The 16,539-nt window shown below is 70.3% G+C and carries 14 protein-coding genes, 1 pseudogene and 2 riboswitches; of the genes and pseudogenes, 5 read left to right on the top strand and 10 right to left on the bottom strand.

The window, feature by feature from the left end; translation table 11 throughout:
- Positions 1-57: 57 nt before the first annotated feature.
- A complete protein-coding gene (locus tag HDR73_RS06385) occupies positions 58-1,749 on the bottom strand; it encodes an ABC transporter ATP-binding protein (RefSeq protein ID WP_012299515.1) in 1,692 nt (563 codons plus the stop codon).
- A gap of 71 nt (positions 1,750-1,820) precedes the next feature.
- Here HDR73_RS06385 and HDR73_RS06380 point away from each other — a divergent pair, with 71 nt between their 5' ends.
- A complete protein-coding gene (locus tag HDR73_RS06380) occupies positions 1,821-2,426 on the top strand; it encodes a PH domain-containing protein (RefSeq protein WP_012299516.1) in 606 nt (201 codons plus the stop codon).
- Positions 2,427-2,479: 53 nt separating this feature from the next.
- Here the strand turns inward: HDR73_RS06380 and HDR73_RS06375 are convergent, their stop codons facing one another.
- The 4 genes from HDR73_RS06375 to HDR73_RS06360 form a co-directional block, all read right to left on the bottom strand.
- Positions 2,480-3,562, bottom strand: a complete 1,083-nt coding sequence (locus tag HDR73_RS06375; RefSeq protein ID WP_012299517.1) for an ABC transporter permease — start codon at positions 3,560-3,562, stop codon at positions 2,480-2,482.
- Positions 3,563-3,662: 100 nt separating this feature from the next.
- The gene (locus HDR73_RS06370) at positions 3,663-5,174 is read right to left on the bottom strand and encodes an ABC transporter permease (protein ID WP_012299518.1); all 1,512 of its coding nucleotides are present in this window, start codon (positions 5,172-5,174) and stop codon (positions 3,663-3,665) included.
- A gap of 194 nt (positions 5,175-5,368) precedes the next feature.
- Positions 5,369-5,803: a periplasmic substrate-binding domain-containing protein gene (locus HDR73_RS06365; RefSeq protein ID WP_223842636.1), complete on the bottom strand. Its 435-nt coding sequence runs from the start codon at positions 5,801-5,803 to the stop codon at positions 5,369-5,371.
- Between the two features lie 3 nt (positions 5,804-5,806).
- Complete coding sequence (locus HDR73_RS06360) at positions 5,807-7,210, bottom strand: ABC transporter substrate-binding protein (protein ID WP_223842637.1); 1,404 nt, start codon at positions 7,208-7,210, stop codon at positions 5,807-5,809.
- Positions 7,211-7,499: 289 nt separating this feature from the next.
- Between HDR73_RS06360 and HDR73_RS06355 the strand changes: the two genes are divergently transcribed.
- The 3 genes from HDR73_RS06355 (at position 7,500) to HDR73_RS06345 (ending at position 10,449) form a co-directional block, all read left to right on the top strand.
- The gene (locus HDR73_RS06355) at positions 7,500-8,315 is read left to right on the top strand and encodes a CPBP family intramembrane glutamic endopeptidase (RefSeq protein WP_012299519.1); all 816 of its coding nucleotides are present in this window, start codon (positions 7,500-7,502) and stop codon (positions 8,313-8,315) included.
- 107 nt (positions 8,316-8,422) lie between these two features.
- Complete coding sequence (locus HDR73_RS06350) at positions 8,423-8,830, top strand: DUF485 domain-containing protein (protein WP_012299520.1); 408 nt, start codon at positions 8,423-8,425, stop codon at positions 8,828-8,830.
- A 20-nt stretch (positions 8,831-8,850) separates the two neighbouring features.
- Positions 8,851-10,449: a monocarboxylic acid transporter gene (locus HDR73_RS06345; RefSeq protein ID WP_174270083.1), complete on the top strand. Its 1,599-nt coding sequence runs from the start codon at positions 8,851-8,853 to the stop codon at positions 10,447-10,449.
- A gap of 100 nt (positions 10,450-10,549) precedes the next feature.
- Here the strand turns inward: HDR73_RS06345 and gcvP are convergent, their stop codons facing one another.
- From gcvP to HDR73_RS06325, 4 genes are all read right to left on the bottom strand, one after another.
- Positions 10,550-13,525, bottom strand: coding sequence for an aminomethyl-transferring glycine dehydrogenase (gcvP, locus tag HDR73_RS06340; RefSeq protein WP_012299522.1), 2,976 nt, complete (start codon positions 13,523-13,525; stop codon positions 10,550-10,552).
- Complete coding sequence (gene gcvH, locus HDR73_RS06335; RefSeq protein ID WP_012299523.1) at positions 13,522-13,893, bottom strand: glycine cleavage system protein GcvH; 372 nt, start codon at positions 13,891-13,893, stop codon at positions 13,522-13,524. The genes gcvP and gcvH overlap by 4 nt, the downstream gene beginning before the upstream one ends.
- Positions 13,890-15,089, bottom strand: a complete 1,200-nt coding sequence (gene gcvT / locus HDR73_RS06330) for a glycine cleavage system aminomethyltransferase GcvT (protein ID WP_012299524.1) — start codon at positions 15,087-15,089, stop codon at positions 13,890-13,892. Before gcvT ends, gcvH begins: the two co-directional genes overlap by 4 nt.
- 43 nt (positions 15,090-15,132) lie before the next feature.
- Positions 15,133-15,226, bottom strand: a riboswitch (glycine riboswitch).
- Between the two features lies 1 nt (position 15,227).
- Positions 15,228-15,314: riboswitch (glycine riboswitch) on the bottom strand.
- 144 nt (positions 15,315-15,458) lie between these two features.
- Positions 15,459-15,914 carry an SseB family protein gene (locus HDR73_RS06325; protein WP_012299525.1) on the bottom strand — a complete coding sequence of 152 codons (456 nt, stop codon included), beginning with the start codon at positions 15,912-15,914 and terminating at the stop codon, positions 15,459-15,461.
- 127 nt (positions 15,915-16,041) lie between these two features.
- Here HDR73_RS06325 and HDR73_RS06320 point away from each other — a divergent pair, with 127 nt between their 5' ends.
- Positions 16,042-16,413 (top strand): BlaI/MecI/CopY family transcriptional regulator, encoded by a 372-nt coding sequence (locus tag HDR73_RS06320; protein ID WP_012038889.1) that lies wholly within the window; start codon positions 16,042-16,044, stop codon positions 16,411-16,413.
- Positions 16,414-16,436: 23 nt separating this feature from the next.
- On the opposite strand, the pseudogene HDR73_RS06315 reads toward HDR73_RS06320, so the two are convergent.
- A pseudogene (locus HDR73_RS06315) lies at positions 16,437-16,539 on the bottom strand (IS481 family transposase); the annotation flags it as partial.

Here is a 16,539-nt window from a genome sequence, read left to right as displayed (position 1 = left end):
CGCGCGCCCCCGCGAGGGGGGGCGCTATGGGCGGCGAGCCGGGTCGTGCGGCGCGGATCAGGCCGCGGGCGGCTGCTGGTCCCGCAGGGCCTCGCGGAGCTCGCGGCGCTCCTTCTGCTGGTCGGGATCCGGCAGCGGCACGGCGGCGATGAGCTTCTGCGTGTACGGGTGCTGGGGGTTCCGGAGGATCGACTCGGTCGGCCCCTGCTCGACGATCTTGCCGTGGTTCATCACGACGATGCGGTCGGCGAGCAAGTCGACCACTGCGAGGTCGTGGCTGACGAACAGGCACGCGAACTGGAGCTCCTTCTGGATCTCCTGCAGCAGCGCGAGCACGCGGGCCTGCACCGACACATCGAGCGCCGACGTGGGCTCGTCGGCGACGAGCACCTTGGGCCGGAGCGCGAGGGCCCGGGCGATGCCGACGCGCTGGCGCTGGCCGCCGGAGAGCTCGTTCGGGTAGCGGTTGCGGAAGCTGCGCGGCAGCTCCACCTGCTCGAGGAGCTCCTCGACCCGGTCGCTCTGCTGCTTCTTCGAGAACTGGCCCGAGAGCTCGAGCGGCTCGCCGATGCTCTGGCCGATGGGCCAGCGCGGGTTGAGCGAGGAGCCCGGGTCCTGGAACACGATGCCGATCTCGCGGCGCACGGCCCGGAGGTCCTTCGCCGAGATCCCGGTCATGCGCCGACCGGCGACGGTGAGCTCGCCGCCCGCGACGGGCAGGAGGCCCACCGCGGCGCGCGCGATGGTCGTCTTGCCGGATCCCGACTCACCCACGACGCCGACGACCTCGCCGGGGTGGATGTCGAACGACGCGCCCGTGACCGCCCGGAACGCCGGCACGCGGCCGAGCTTCGGGTAGTCGATGTCCACCTCCTTGAGGGAGATGGCGGGCTCGGTGGTGCGCTCGGCGATCTCGACCTGCGAGGCCTCGCCCGTGCCGAGGTGCGGCACCGACGCGAGCAGCTGCTTCGTGTACGGGTCCTTGGGCGCCTGGAAGATCTCGCGCACCGAGCCGCGCTCGACGATGCGGCCGCTCTTCATCACGATGACGTTGGTCGCGAGGTCGGCCACCACGCCCATGTCGTGCGTGATGATCACGATCGCGCTGTTGAGGCGCTGGTGAAGTCTGCGCAGCAGGTCGAGGATCTCGGCCTGGATCGTCACGTTGAGCGCCGTGGTGGGCTCGTCCGCGATGAGCATGTCGGGGTCGCACGACAGCGACTGGGCGATCATCGCGCGCTGGCGCTGGCCGCCGGACAGCTGGTGCGGGTAGGAGTCGAACGCCTTCTCGGGATCCGGCATCTCGACGAGCTTCAGCAGCTCGAGCGCGCGCACCTTGGCGGCCGACGGGATGATCGAGTTGTGGACCCGAAGGGCCTCGACGATCTGGAAACCCACCGTGTACACGGGGTTGAGCGCCGTCATCGGCTCCTGGAAGATCACGGCGATGTCGTTGCCGCGTGCCTTCCGCAGCGTGGCCTGGTCGGCGCCCACCATCTCGACGCCCTTGAGCTTCGCGCTCCCCCGGACCCGGCCGTTCTTCGGCAGGAGGCCGAGCAGCGACATGGAGCTGACGGACTTGCCGGAGCCGGACTCGCCCACGATCGCGAGGACCTCGCCCGGGTTGACCTTGTAGTCGAGGTCGATGGCCGCGGGGATCCACTCGTCGCCGACCCAGAAGTCGACTCCGAGGCCGGAGACCTCGAGGATGGGGACGATCGGGTCCGTCCCGTTCGCGTGAGCGCTCATGCTGCGTACTCCTGGCTGCTGGAAGTGGGGGTGTCGAGGGGTGCCGAGGCGGGCCGTGGGACGATGAGGCCATGGATCAGCCCGTCGTCATCCGCCCGTCGTTCGGACGCCTGCTGACCGTGATCGTCTCGGCGATCGCGGTCCTGGTGCTCGTGAGCACCGTGGTCGGGGGTCGGGCCGACCTCCTGCCGACGGCGGTGTGGGGCCCGGTCATGCTGGCCTACGCGTCGTGGCTCGTCTTCTGGCACCCGCGCGTGCGCATCGCGACCGAGGGCATCGAAATCCGCAACGTCTTCCGCACGCACGAGTTCTCGTGGCCCGCGATCCGCGAGGTCGACACCAAGTGGGCTCTGAACATCACCACCGCGCACGAACGCGTCACGGCCTGGGCCGCCCCGGCGCCCGGCCGGCACTCGAACGCCTACATCACGACGAAGGAGGAGCGGAACCAGCCGTATCTCAGCGCCATGATGCAGGACGCGCGCCGCGGCGACCTGCCCCGCACCGACTCCGGCGACGCGGCCACGGTGATCCGCCTGCACCTGGCCGACCTCCGCGAGGCGGGCCACCTGGGCGGCCCGGTGGAGGAGGAGGCCCCGCGCGTGCGAACGCACTGGGCGGAGATCGCCGTGCTCGCGGTGCTCGTCGCGGCGACGGTGCTGACCGGCCCGATCTGAGGCGCGACCCGCGGCGAGCCCGCGGCTGAGGGCCCGGCTCGCCGCCGGGACCGTCATCGGCCGTCCGTGCTATCGGGCGCCTGGCCGTCGGCCTGGGCGTCCGGTCGCGCGGAGCCGACGGGCGGCGGCACGCGCACTCCCGCGGCACCGGAGCCGGTCGCAGGACCCGCGTCGCGGCGGTTCCGCCCGGTGAGCATGGCGAACATCTGCTTGTAGGGCCCCTGTCCGCCGGGCATGCGCCGCTGGCGCGGGTCGAACGCGTCGCGCAGGCCGTCGCCGATGAAGTTGATGGTCAGCGCGATGATGATGATGAACAGGCCCGGGAACCAGAACAGCCACGGCCGGGTCGCGAAGGCTCCCTGGTATTCGTTGATGATCTGCCCGAGCGAGACGTCGGGCTTCTTGATGCCGAAGCCGAGGAAGGAAAGCGCCGCCTCGAGCAGGATGGCCGCGCTCATGAGCAGGGTCGTGGACACGATGACCACGCCGATGGCGTTCGGCAGGATGTGCCGGAACACGATTCGGCTGTTCGACGCCCCGGCGACTCGGGCCGCGTCTACGAACTCTCGCTCGCGGAGGCTGAGGAACTCGCCGCGCACCAAGCGCGCGAGGCTCGGCCAGCCGACCACGCCGAGGACTAGTCCGAGCACGGCCGCTCCGAGGCTCCCGAAGGTCTGGCCGAGGACCGCCGCGATGACGATGACCGGGATCACGATGATGAGGTCCGTGAAGCGCATGAGCAGAGAGTCGATGCGACCGCGGAAGAAGCCCGAGACGGCGCCGACGACGATGCCGATGAACGCGGCGATGATGCCGTACAGCACCATGACGACTATGGACTGCTGGGTGCCGCGCATGACGCGGGCGAAGATGTCGCGCCCGATCTCGTCCTGGCCGAAGGGGTGGGTACCGAACTGGAACGGCAGCTGCCAGGTGGGGTTGCCGCCGTTGACGACGGGCGAGACGTCCTCGTAGTTCCACATCCACCAGCCGGGGACGCGGACGCCGAAGAGCTGGATGCCGACGGACGAGTACACGAGAGCCGCCATGAGCAGCAGGACGACAACCGAGGTCATCGCGCCCTTGTGGCGGAGGAACCGGCGGCGGACGACGGTGCCCTGGCTGAGCCCCTCCACCTCGCGCTGCTCGATCGTCAGCTCGGAGTTGCCCCCCCTCCGGGAGGTGCGGGTCGTTGTGGGGGTCGTTGGGGTTCCCCATCAGTGCGTTGGACATGTGTCAGCTCACCCGGATTCGAGGATCGAGGACCGAGTACAGGATGTCGGCCAGCATGTTGAAGATCACGGTGAGGATGCTCGTGATCAGGATGAACCCCATCAGCGGGTTGAGGTCGGTCTTGTTCAGGGCGTCCTGGAACACGGAGCCCATGCCCTTCCAGGCGAAGATCGTCTCGGTGATCACCGCGCCGCCGATGAGCCCGCCCACGTCGAACGCGATGACGGTGGCGACGGGGATCATGGCGTTGCGGAACGCGTGGCGCATGATCACGGTGCGCTCGGTGAGGCCCTTGGCGCGTGCGGTGCGCACGTAGTCCTGGTTCATCACCTCGAGGAGGCTCGCCCGCGAGTAGCGGGAGTAGCTCGCGACGGAGATGAGGAGGATCGCGATGGTCGGCAGCAGGAGGTGCGTGTAGCTGTCGAGCATGCCCTGCCAGACCGAGCCGTTGAGCCCGGGGGTCACGGCACCGACCGTGGCGATGGGGCGGCCACGCGTGTTGGTCGCGTAGTCGGGCCACACCTGCATGACGCGGTCGACGATGATCAGCAGCGCGACGAGGCCACCGGTGATGCCGGCGCCGCGGGCGACGATGGGCTTGTCGTTCTGGCCGACGACGTAGCCGACGACCACGCCGACGACGACGAAGGCGACGATCAGCACGATGGTGATCCACCAGGGGGCGGAGACGGTCAGCACGTACTGCAGCGGGTACCAGAGCGCGGCGCCGAGGACGGCCATGGCGAGCGCGGAGTAGAAGGCCCGTCGGTTGCGCAACCCGGTCGAGAGCGACGTGATGAGCACCGCGACGAGGGCGCCGAGCGCGGCGATGAGCAGGATGCCGAGGCCGGGGCGCGAGAACCAGTCCGTGGCGAGCAGGTAGATGAGCACGACCGCGGTGATGACCGTGGCGGAGCCGAAGACGATGAGGCGCGGCTTCGGGTCGCCGCCGATGATGCTCATCCAGACGAAGCCCGAGACGAGCGAGAGGACCACGATCATGATCGGCGGGATCGACGGGTTCACGAGGAAGTCGTTGAAGCCGATGGCGACGTACTGCTTGAGCAGCACGGCCACGAAGAAGATCGGCAGGGAGAAGAAGAGGAACGACGCGAAGGTGACCGTGTAGTCGTAGCCGCTGTACTGGCGGAGCGCGGTCGTCATGCCGATGGAGACGCCGATGAGCACGGCGATGATCGTGGCGATCGTCACCAGCTGGATCGTCTGCCCGGCGGCGTTGGCGATGATCTCGTTGACCTCGCGGCCGTCGATGGCCTTGCCGAGGTCGACCTGGCCGATGAAGACCTTGAACACCCCACCGAGCCAGATGAAGTAGCGCAGCGGCGACGGCACGTCGAGGTCGAGGAGGTCGACTCGAGCGGCGATGAGCGCATCGCGGTTCGGCGACGGGTTCTCGCGCAGATCCTGAAGGGGATCACCGGAATTGGCCGCCAGGTTGTAGATGATGAAGCTGGCGCCCAGGAGGACGAAGAACGACGCGACGAGACGTCTCAAGACGTAAGGTAAGCACAGGGCGACGACGTCCCTTTCTGTGTTCGGCCAGGGCTCGTGACCCGGCCCGACGAGAGCATACGCGGCCGGATCCGCGGATCACGAATCGGCAACGGACATGGAGAGGGTGCCGAGGCCAGGCGGCCTCGGCACCCTCGCACCCTCCCGTTCAATGGACGGTGCTCACTGCTGTCGTGCTACTGCGCGACTGCCTGCGCCGGGGCCCAATCCCAGTGGTTCCAGAACCAGTTGGGCGACAGGAACGCGGGCTTGACGCCCGACACCGTCTTGCTCCAGGCGGTGAGGCCGGGGAACTGGTAGATGGGCGTCGTCCAACTCTGCTGCTGGATGAGGGTCTCGGCCTGAATGACCAGCGCGAGCTGCTTGTCCTTGTCCGTCTCCGTGTCCAGCTGCTTGAACAGCGAGTCGATCTCGGGGTTCGACCAGCCGTAGTAGTTGTTGATGCCACCGGTCTGGTAGTTCGGGCCGGACTCGCCGACACCGAGGCTCACCGACTGCCATCCGAAGAGGGCGATGTCGTAGGAGCCCGTCTTGCTGGACAGGTCGGCGCCCCACGTGGCGCTGTTCACGTCGATGAGGTTGAAGCCGGCCAGCGCGGCCGACTGGCGCATGAGTTAGAACTCCTGCTGGCGGCGCGTGTTGCCCTGGCCGTAGATGACGCGGGCGTCGATCGTGCCCGTGACGCCGGCCTTCGCGAGGTCCGCCTTGGCACCGTCGATGTCGACCGCCTGGTCCTTGTAGCCGTTCTTCTCGACGGACGCCTCGTACTCCGGCGTGCCGGGCACGTAGACGTTCGAGTTGCGGAGCTCCGCGTCCGACTGGAGGGGCTTGATCAGCTTGTCGAGGATCTCCTCGCGCGGCAGCGTCTTGAAGAACGCCTGACGGACGAGCTTGGCCTTCTCGGCGTCGCCGCCGTACTTCGCCGGGTCGAATGGGCCGCCGTTGGTGACCTGGAGGTCGACGTGCTCATACGTGCCCTCGGCCTGGCCCTTGTACTCGATGCCGCTGAGTCCCTGGACCTGCTGGAGGAGGTCGGCCGTGGGCTGACCGGACGCGATCTGGACCTCGCCGTTGGAGAGGGCCTGGATCTGCGCCTGCGGGTCGGCGATGAAGCGGACGGTGATCTTCTCGTACTTCGGCTTCTTGGTTCCGGTGTACTCCTTGTTGGCCGTCAGGGTGACGTACTGGTCGGCCTTGAGGTCCGTGATCGTGTATGCGCCGTCGCCCAGGGTCTTCTGCGGCTCCGTGGGCATGTCCGAGAAGCGGTAGCCGTCGTTCCATACATGCGAGATGCGGGAGAGGACCTTCGCGTCCTTGTCCTGGATCGCCGTGATCAGTTTCTTCTTGGCGTCCTCGGGCGAGAGGTTCTCGTCGGGGAACGCGAGCTGCGTGGTGCCGTGCGCGGAGACGCCGACGCCGTTGCCGGTCGCGATCTCCCAGTCCACGTAGGGCTGGTCGTACGTGTAGGTGAGGCTCCGGCCGTCGTCGCCGATCTCGGGGGTCTTGGTGACCAGGCCGAGGCGGGTGTTTGGCACGGCGCCCGAGTTGAAGAAGACCTGGTCGTCGCCGACCGTCGCCGCGCCGGTGTCGTCCTTCTTGACGGCGTCGTCGCCCACGGTGTTGACATTCGTCGTGTTCGCGGCCCAGTTCAGGAGCATGTCCGCAGCGTCGACGGGGGTGCCGTCGCTCCACTTGACTCCGTCGTTGATCGTGAACTTCACGACCAGCGGGTTGTCGGACACCTTCTCGTAGGTGCCGAAGTCGGTGTTCTTGACAAGCGACGGGCCGTCGTCGTAGTAGTTGAAGGACTGGTTCGTCAGGTACACGATGTTCGTGTTGGCGGACGCGTTTCCGGTCGCCGAACCGTTGTTGTACTCGAGGAACGGGTCGTTCCAGGCCACGGTGATCTCAGTGCCGGCGATGACCTCGGACTCCTGGGCGGGCGCAGAGCAGCCGCTGAGTACGAGGGCACCGGAGACGATGACGGCACCAGCCGCTGCGAGGCGTCTGATTTTCAAGGGTCCTCCTGTGCATGGGAATGGCGCGGACCGACCGTGCGTGCGGTCGACCGCGCAGATAAGAATGACCCTAGGTACGGCTGGGAGTCTTTGCAAAAACTGGGCCCAAACGTTACACACCGGTAACGCGGACGCGTGGATCCGCGCGCGGCAGTCCGGATCCGTGCGTCTGGACGGTCGGGATCGCGCGTTCCCGCTGACCGCGGCGACGGATCGCGTCGTCAGGGGCCTCACCAGCCACGTCCGGGCCGCGGGCGGCCGGCCGGCATCCCGCGCCTAGGATCGGCCCGTGCCCGACGCTCCCGCCATCCCCCGCGCTCCCCGCCCGCCACTGGAGCGTGCCACGCGGACGCGGCTGCGGTGGGAGATCGCCATCGTGCTCGGGCTGTCGCTCGGGGCGAGCGCCGTGTACTCGGTGCTGCGCATCGTCGACCTGTCCACGCGGCAGGAGGCCCTCGGCTCGCAGAGCGCGACCATCAACCGGAGCCTGAACGACCGGCAGGCGTTCGATCTCCTGTACCAGCTGCTCGACATCGCGACGGCCCTGGTCCCCGTGGCCCTCGTGCTCTTCCTGCTGTGGCAGCCGGGGCGGAGCGCCTTCCGGCGCATCGGGTTCGACCTCGCGAGTCCGGGGCGCGACGTCGCCGCCGGGTTCGGCCTCGCGGCCCTCATCGGCGTGCCCGGACTCGGCCTGTACTTCGCCGGCCGCGCGCTCGGGATCACGGTGGACGTGGTGCCGACCGCGCTCGACTCGTACTGGTGGACCGTACCGGTGCTCGTGCTCGTGGCCCTCCGTGCCGCGCTGCAGGAGGAGGTGATCGTGGTCGGCTACCTCTTCACGCGGCTGCGCGAGCTCGGCTGGGGTCACGGGCGGATCGGCATGTGGACCGTCATCCTCGCGGCGGCCGTGCTGCGCGGGAGCTACCACCTCTACCAGGGCTACGGGCCCTTCTTCGGGAACGTCGCGATGGGGGTCGTGTTCGGCTGGTGCTACGTGCGCTTCGGCCGCACGGCGCCGCTCGTGGTGGCGCACCTGATCCTCGACGTCGTGAGCTTCGTGGGATACCCGGTCGCGCTGGCGCTGCTGCCGGGGCTGTTCGGCTGACAGGCGTTCGCGCGCCGTCGGGGGCGCGGGCCTGGCGCATCACCCGCACCTGTGCCTAACCTGGGAAAGCCGCACGACGATGTGCGGCTTCATCTCGAGGAGATCTCATGGGCGACGCCGCTCATCCGACCGGGGACCCCCGGCCGGCCATCGACTACCTGGAGGTCGAGGACTCGGCCCGGTTCCGCGAGCTGAAGCGTGCGCATCGCAGCTTCGTCTTCCCGCTCGCCGTGGCATTCCTCGTCTGGTACTTCGCGTTCGTGCTGCTGTCGGACTACGCGCACGACTTCATGTCCACGCCCGTCATCGGGAACGTGAACCTCGGGATCCTGCTGGGGCTCGGGCAGTTCGTGACCACCTTCGCGATCACCACCTGGTACGTGAGCCGCGCGAACTCGCGGTTCGATCCCATCGCCGCGGAGATCCGCGCCGACCTCGAGGAGCGGGAGCGCGTCGCTCTCGAGGGGCCGCGCGGATCCACGACGCCGAAGCGCCGGAAGGGCGGCCGACGGTGATCGCGCCGGGCACAGCGGCCATGGCGACCACGCCCACGACCGACACGGGCGACCCTGTCCTCAACATCTCGATCTTCGGGGCGTTCGTGGTCGTCACGCTCGTGATCGTCTTCCGCGCGAGCCGGAACAATTCGACCGCCGCGGACTACTACGCGGCCGGCCGCTCGTTCACCGGCCCGCAGAACGGCACGGCCATCGCGGGCGACTACCTCTCTGCAGCGTCGTTCCTCGGGATCGTCGGAGCCATCGCCATCAACGGGTACGACGGGTTCCTCTACTCGATCGGGTTCCTGGTCGCGTGGCTCGTGGCCCTGCTGCTCGTGGCGGAGCTCATGCGCAACACGGGCAAGTTCACGATGGCCGACGTGCTGAGCTTCCGGCTGAAGCAGCGGCCGGTGCGGCTCGCGGCCGCGACCACCACGCTCGCGGTCTGCTTCTTCTACCTGCTCGCGCAGATGGCGGGGGCGGGCGGGCTCGTCTCGCTGCTGCTCGGGATCGACGACCGGCTCGGGCAGTCGCTCGTGATCGCGGTCGTGGGCGCACTGATGATCGTCTACGTGCTCGTCGGCGGGATGAAGGGCACGACCTGGGTGCAGATCATCAAGGCGTGCCTGCTCATCGCGGGTGCCGCCGTGATGACGGTGTGGGTGCTCGCGATCCACGGCTTCGACGTCTCGGACCTGCTCGGCGCCGCGGCGGCGGCGGCGGACAAGCCCGTCCTCGAGCCCGGCAACCAGTACGGGGCCACGGGGATCACGAAGCTCGACTTCCTGTCGCTCGCGCTCGCGCTGGTGCTCGGGACGGCAGGACTCCCCCACGTGCTCATGCGCTTCTACACGGTGCCGACCGCGAAGGAGGCGCGGCGGAGCGTCGTCTGGGCGATCTGGCTCATCGGGATCTTCTACCTCTTCACCCTGGTGCTCGGGTACGGGGCGGGCGCGCTGCTCGGGAGCGAGCGGATCCTCGCGGCACCCGGCGGCGTCAACTCCGCCGCTCCCCTGCTGGCGCTCGAGCTCGGCGGGCCGATCCTGCTCGGGATCATCGCGGCGGTGGCGTTCGCGACGATCCTGGCGGTGGTCGCCGGGCTCACCATCACGGCGGCGGCGTCGTTCGCGCACGACGTGTACGGGAGCGTCATCAAGAAGGGGCAGGTCTCGGCGAACGGCGAGGTGCGCGTCGCGCGGATCACCGTGGTCGTCATCGGCCTCGTGTCGATCCTCGCGGGCATCGGCGCGAACGGGCAGAACGTCGCGTTCCTCGTGGCGCTGGCCTTCGCGGTGGCGGCGAGCGCGAACCTGCCCACCATCCTGTACTCCCTCTACTGGCGCCGGTTCTCCACGCGGGGCGCGGTGCTCAGCATGTACGGCGGGCTCGGGACGGCGCTCGTGCTGATCGCGTTCTCGCCGGTGGTGTCGGGCGCGGAGACGTCGATGATCCCGGGGGCGGACTTCTCGTGGTTCCCGCTGAGCAACCCCGGGATCGTGTCGATCCCCGTCGGGTTCCTGCTCGGCTGGATCGGGACGGTGACCTCCACGCGCAAGGAGGACCCGCTGGTCGCGGCCGAGATGGACGTGCGGTCGCTCACCGGGCACGGCGCGGAGAAGGCGACGGAGCACTAGGAGCACGACCGGCCGCGGCCGGAGACACCGATGAGGGCGGCGGGACCATTCGGTCCCGCCGCCCTCGTCGGTGCGTGCGTGGTGCGTCAGTCGCCGCCCATCAGGCGAACGCCTCCGGCGGCGGGCAGGCGCAGAACAGGTTGCGGTCGCCGTACGCCTGGTCGATGCGGCGCACCGGCGGCCAGTACTTGTCGCGCACCAGGGTCGACACCGGGTAGACGGCGCGCTCGCGCGTGTAGGCGTGCGTCCACTCCCCCGCGATGACCGACTCGGCCGTGTGCGGCGCGTTCCGCAGCGGGTTGTCGTCGGCCGGCCACTCGCCCGCGGCGACCGAGTCGGCCTCCTGCTTGATGCCGATCATCGCCGCGATGAAGCGCTCGACCTCGGCGAGGTCCTCGCTCTCCGTGGGCTCGACCATCAGCGTCCCCGGCACCGGGAAGCTCATCGTCGGCGCGTGGAAGCCGTAGTCGACGAGGCGCTTGGCCACGTCGTCCACCGTGATCCCCGTCGCGGCCGTGAGCGGACGCAGGTCGAGGATGCACTCGTGCGCGACGAGGCCGTCCTCCCCCGCGTAGAGCACGGGGTAGTGGTCGCGGAGCCGGGCGGCGATGTAGTTCGCCGATAGCACCGCGGCGCCGGTCGCCTGCTTGAGGCCCTCCGCGCACATCATGCGGACGTAGGCCCAGCTGATGGGGAGGATGCTCGGGGATCCGTAGGGAGCTGCCGACACGGGGGCGCCGCCATGCTCGATGGTCGAGACGACGCCGTCCTGCACGAGCGCGTGCACGTTGCGCTGCGCCTGCGGGTGGCCGGGCAGGAAGGGCGCGAGATGCGCCTTTGCCGCGACCGGGCCGACGCCGGGTCCGCCGCCGCCGTGCGGGATGCAGAACGTCTTGTGCAGGTTGAGGTGCGAGACGTCGCCGCCGAAGTCGCCGAAGCGGGCGAAGCCGAGGAGCGCGTTGAGGTTCGCGCCGTCGACGTAGACCTGGCCGCCGGCCTCGTGCACGGCCTCGCAGATCGCGCCGACCTCGTGCTCGTAGACGCCGTGGGTGGAGGGGTACGTGATCATCAGGCCCGCGAGCTCGTCGCGGTGCGCCGCGATCTTCGCGCGCAGGTCGTCGAGGTCGACGTTGCCGAGCTCGTCGCACGCCACGACCACGACGCGCATGCCGGCGAGCACGGCGCTGGCCGCGTTGGTGCCGTGCGCGCTCTGCGGGATGAGGCAGACCGTGCGCGCGTCGTCGCCGTTCGCGAGGTGGTAGCCGCGGATCGCGAGGAGGCCCGCGAGCTCGCCCTGGCTGCCCGCGTTCGGCTGGAGGCTCACGGTGTCGTAGCCCGTGACGTCGGCGAGCCAGGTCTCCAGCTGGAGCACGAGCTCGAGGTACCCCTCGACGTCGTCGGCCGGCGCGAACGGGTGTATGGCCTGGAACTCGGGCCAGGTCACGGCCTCCATCTCGGTGGCCGCGTTGAGTTTCATGGTGCAGGAGCCCAGCGGGATCATGCCGCGGTCGAGCGCGTAGTCCTTGTCGGAGAGGCGCTTGAGGTAGCGCATCATGCCGGTCTCGGAGCGGTGCGTGGAGAAGACGGCGTGCGTGAGGTACTCGCTCGTGCGGATCGACTGCTCGGGGATCGAGGACAGGTCGCCGTGCGCGCCCTCGTCCTCCGCGAGCTCGGCGCCGAAGGCGCGCGCGACGACCGCGAGGTCCTCGGGGCGCGTGGCCTCATCGACGCTGAAGCCGAGCGTGTCGCCGTCCACGCGGAGCAGGTTCACGCCGCCCTCCGCGGCGGCGGCGAGGATCTCGTCGGCTCGGCCCGGCACGGAGACGCGGACGGTGTCGAAGAAGGCAGCCTGGATCGGCTCGACGCCCACCGTCGCCAACGAGCGGACGAGGCGACGCGCGCCCCGGTTCGCCTGCCGCGCGATCACGCGGAGCCCCTTCGGCCCGTGGTACACGGCGTACATCGAGGCCATGACCGCGAGGAGCACCTGCGCCGTGCAGATGTTGCTGGTGGCCTTCTCGCGGCGGATGTGCTGCTCGCGCGTCTGCAGCGAGAGGCGGTAGGCGGGGTGGCCGGCCGCGTCCTGGCTGACGCCCACGAGGCGGCCGGGCATCTGGCGCTCGAGCCCGGCGCGCACGGCGAGGTAGCCCGCGTGCGGACCGCCGAAGCCCATGGGCACGCCGAAGCGCTGCGAGGTGCCGACCGCGATGTCCGCGCCCAGCTCGCCGGGCGAGGTGATCACGGTGAGGGCGAGCAGGTCGGCCGCGACGACCGCGAGGCCGCCCGCCGCGTGCACGCGGGCGATGACGGCGCTCGGGTCCCACACGCGGCCGGAGGCGCCCGGGTACTGGATGAAGGCGCCGAACGCGTCCGGCAGCCCGGCCGGATCCACCGTGGCGAGGTCGTGCGCGATCAGCTCGATGCCGAGCGCGGCGGCCCGGCTGTCGAGGAGCGCGCGCGTCTGCGGCAGGGCGTCGGCGTCGATGAGGAAGACGTTCGTCTTCGCCTTCGAGGCGCGGCGCGCGAGCAGCATGCCCTCGACGACGGCGGTGGCCTCGTCGAGCATGGACGCGTTCGCGGTCGCGAGCCAGCACAGCTCGGCGACCATCGTCTGGAAGTTGATGAGCGCCTCGAGCCGGCCCTGCGAGATCTCCGGCTGGTACGGCGTGTAGGCCGTGTACCAGCTCGGGTTCTCGAGCACGTTGCGGGTGATCACCGCGGGCGTGATGGTGTCGTGGTAGCCGAGGCCGATCATCGACGTGCGGACGCGGTTGCGGCCCGCGATGCGGCGGAGCTCGGCGAGGGCGTCGCGCTCGGTGGCGGCCTCGGGCAGCACGGAGTCGCCGTCGGTGCGGAAGCGGTCGACCTGGATCGTCTCGGGCACGGCCTTCGCGAGCAGCGACGGGATCGAGTCGTGGCCGAGGACGCCGAGCATGGTGGCGCGGGCCTCGGAGTCGATGCCGATGTGGCGGGCGCCGAACGCGCCGGGCGCGAAGGTCGAGGACTCCGAGGCGATGTCGGGCGCGGCGTCGGGTGCGGGCGCGGCCGGGCGCGTGCCGGCGTCGACGGCGGTCACTCGCCCACCAGCGCGACGTACTCGTCGTGGCTGAGGAGCGTCGGCAGCGCCTCGAAGCGCACCTTCACGAGCCAGCCGGCGCCGAACGGGTCGCTGTTGACGAGGTCGGGCGAGGCCACGACGTCGTCGTTGACCTCGGTGACGGTGCCGTCGATGGGCGCGAACAGCTCGCCGACCGACTTGGTCGACTCGATCTCGCCGACGACCGAGCCGCCCGCGAGCTCGTCGCCCACGGCGGGCAGCTCGACGAAGACGACGTCGCCGAGCTTGTCGGCGGCGTAGGAGGTGATGCCGACGGTCGCGACGTCGCCGTCGATGAGCACCCACTCGTGCTCGGCGGTGTACTGGAGGCTGGTCTGGTCGGTCATCGGATGGCCTTTCGCGAGTAGAAGGGGAGGGTCACGACGGTGGCGGGCACGCGGGTGCCGCGGACGTCGACGGCGAGGCGCGTGCCGGGGGCGGCGAGCGAGGGATCCACGTACGCCATGGCGACGGGGTGGCCGAGCGTGGGCGACAGGGCGCCGCTCGTGACGATGCCGACGGGCGGGACGGCGCCCTCGGTGGCCTCCATCACGGCCTCGAGGGCCGCGGCGGAGTCGCCCGCGGCCTCCTCGGCGTAGACGGGGTAGTCGGCGCGGGGCGCGCGGCGGCCCTCGGTGACGAGGCCGACGAGCACGCGGGCGACGGGATCCGGGCCCTTCTCCACGGCGGCGCGACCGCGGAAATCGCCCTCCTTGGCGAGCGCCACGACCTTGCCCAGGCCGGCCTGCCCGGGCAGCGTGTGGAGGCCCAGCTCGTGGCCGTACAGCGGCATGCCGGCCTCGAGGCGGAGCGTGTCGCGGCAGGCGAGGCCGGTGGGCAGGAGGCCGAGCGGCGTGCCGGCGGCGACGAGCGCCTCCCACAGGGCGACGGCGTCCTCGGTCGCGACGTACAGCTCGTAGCCGTCCTCGCCCGTGTAGCCGGTGCGGGCGACGAGCACGTCCTGGCCCGCGAAGCGCGCGGCCGTGGCGCGGTAGTAGCGGAGCGCCTCGAGCGGCGACTCGGTCTCGAGGCCGGCGGTGGCCTCGAGGATCGCGCGGGACACCGGGCCCTGCACGGCGATGAGGGCGACGTCGTCGCTCGCGTCGTCCACCTCCACGTCGTCGAGGCCCTCGGCGGCCTCGGCGAGGACGGCGATCACAGGATCGTGGTTGCCCGCGTTGGCGACGACCAGGAAGGACTCCTCGCCGGTCCGGTAGACGATGAGGTCGTCGACGATGCCGCCCGACGGATCCAGCAGCAGCGTGTACTTCGCCTGCCACTCGGCGATGGCGGAGAGCTTGCCGGCGAGGACGGAGTCGAGGAACGCGGCGGCGCCCTCCCCCTCCACGGCGATCTCGGCCATGTGCGAGATGTCGAAGATGCCGGCGGCCTCGCGCACCGCGCGGTGCTCGGCGAGGTCGCTCGTGTACCGGACGGGCATGAGCCAGCCGGCGAAGTCGGTGAATGAGGCGCCGGCCGCCTCGTGCACGGCGTGCAGCGGGGAGCGCCGGACCTCGGGATCAGGGGCGGGTGCGTCGGTCATGGAGTCCTCCGGTCTTCCCCGACGCGGACGCCGGATGCGGGACTCCCCCTCTGTCATGGGCCTGAGAGCTTCGCGCCGTCCGAGGACGGTGCTTTCACCGTGGGCGAGCCGTGCGGGACGGCTGCTTTTCAGAGTGGCCAGTGCATCGCGGTACGTGGACCTGAGAGATTGGCGGGGAGGCTTGCTCCTTCGGTGCTCCCGGAGGAGCTCTCCCGCGATGCGTGCGCGGCCGTGTGTTCGGGGATCAGCATATCGAGCGGGACGTTTCGGGCGCGTGACGATTCCCGGTCGATCCCCTCCGCCGGACGCGACGACGCCGCCGCATCCGGGGGATGCGGCGGCGTCGGGTGGTCGGGTCGGCCGGCGGGATCAGATCGCGTCGGGCGAGGGCGCTACGGGGGCCTGCGGTGCGGCGTCCTCGTCCTGGTCGATGACGCGGCGCACGTCGTCGGCGAGCTGCGCGACGCCCTCGGGCATCATCTCGAAGCCGTCGGTGGTGCCGACGTTGATGACGAGGCCGGTGCCCTCGGGGATCGCCTGGACGAGCTCGGCGGCGGGGATCGTGGCGACGTGGTCGGCGACGCTCGTGACCTTCTCGTCGATGCGGTCCTCGTGCGTGAACGCGGCGAGCATGGGCACGCCGTCGCGGTCGAAGAGGACGGGCTGGAGCTGGTCGGTCTCGGGGGTGAGGGGCGTGGCGGTGGGCACCACGACCGTCGTGTTGATGAACTCGGTGAGGACGGCGGTCATGTCGGACTCGCCCGCCTGGCCGCGCGCGATGGCCTGCTCGAGGGGGGTGGGCTCTCGGTCCTGTGAATCGGTCATGCGTCCATCGTGCCCGATCGGGCGGGGCGGCTGCTGACCGCGGCGGCCGGACGGGGCCTCCCGGGGACCGCGGGCGGAGTTAGGATCGTCTCTTCCACCCGCCATCCGTCGAAGAGGGGAGACGCCCGTGTCGATCGGACGCCAGCGCCCCCGCGGCGAGCTCGAGGCCGCCATCATGGACGCCCTGTGGGACGCCGACGAGCCGCTCACGGCCAAGGACGTCGTCGCCCGCATCCCGGATCCGCGCCCCGCCCTGACGACCGTGCTCACGGTGCTCGAGCGGCTCGGCCAGAAGGGCCTCGTCACGCGCTCCGACGAGGCGCGCGCGCTCACGTTCGCGCCCGCCCGGTCGCGCACGGATCACGCGGCGTCGCTCATGTCGGGCGCGCTCGCAGCCACGAAGGACCGCGAGGCCGCGCTGCTGCGCTTCGCAGGCACGCTCGACGGGGACGACCTCACGGCCCTGCGCCGCGCGCTCGGCGGGGACGACCGGGCGTAGGCGGGTCCGCTAGCTGTACTGGGTCATGACGTTGGTGACACTCGGGCCGCGGGCGTGAGCCCGTGGCTTGAGTGGATTCGTTCAGTGTTGTAGTGCTCGATGAAGGGGTCAAGCGCGTCGGCCCGG

This window comes from Clavibacter sp. (assembly GCF_014802555.1).
In the GTDB taxonomy this organism is placed as follows: Bacteria; Actinomycetota; Actinomycetes; order Actinomycetales; family Microbacteriaceae; genus Clavibacter; species Clavibacter sepedonicus.
Note: the sequence above shows the minus strand (reverse complement) of the source record. Positions and strands in the feature narration are given on the sequence as shown.

Bases quoted from the DNA above. Each gene is read 5' to 3' on its own strand.
- HDR73_RS06385 (WP_012299515.1), bottom strand. From the start codon at position 1,749: ATGAGCGCTCACGCGAACGGGACGGACCCGATCGTCCCCATCCTCGAG.
- HDR73_RS06380 (WP_012299516.1), top strand. From the start codon at position 1,821: ATGGATCAGCCCGTCGTCATCCGCCCGTCGTTCGGACGCCTGCTGACC.
- HDR73_RS06365 (WP_223842636.1), bottom strand. From the start codon at position 5,803: ATGCGCCAGTCGGCCGCGCTGGCCGGCTTCAACCTCATCGACGTGAAC.
- HDR73_RS06350 (WP_012299520.1), top strand. From the start codon at position 8,423: ATGGGCGACGCCGCTCATCCGACCGGGGACCCCCGGCCGGCCATCGAC.
- HDR73_RS06345 (WP_174270083.1), top strand. From the start codon at position 8,851: ATGGCGACCACGCCCACGACCGACACGGGCGACCCTGTCCTCAACATC.
- gcvH (WP_012299523.1), bottom strand. From the start codon at position 13,893: ATGACCGACCAGACCAGCCTCCAGTACACCGCCGAGCACGAGTGGGTG.
- gcvT (WP_012299524.1), bottom strand. From the start codon at position 15,089: ATGACCGACGCACCCGCCCCTGATCCCGAGGTCCGGCGCTCCCCGCTG.
- HDR73_RS06325 (WP_012299525.1), bottom strand. From the start codon at position 15,914: ATGACCGATTCACAGGACCGAGAGCCCACCCCCCTCGAGCAGGCCATC.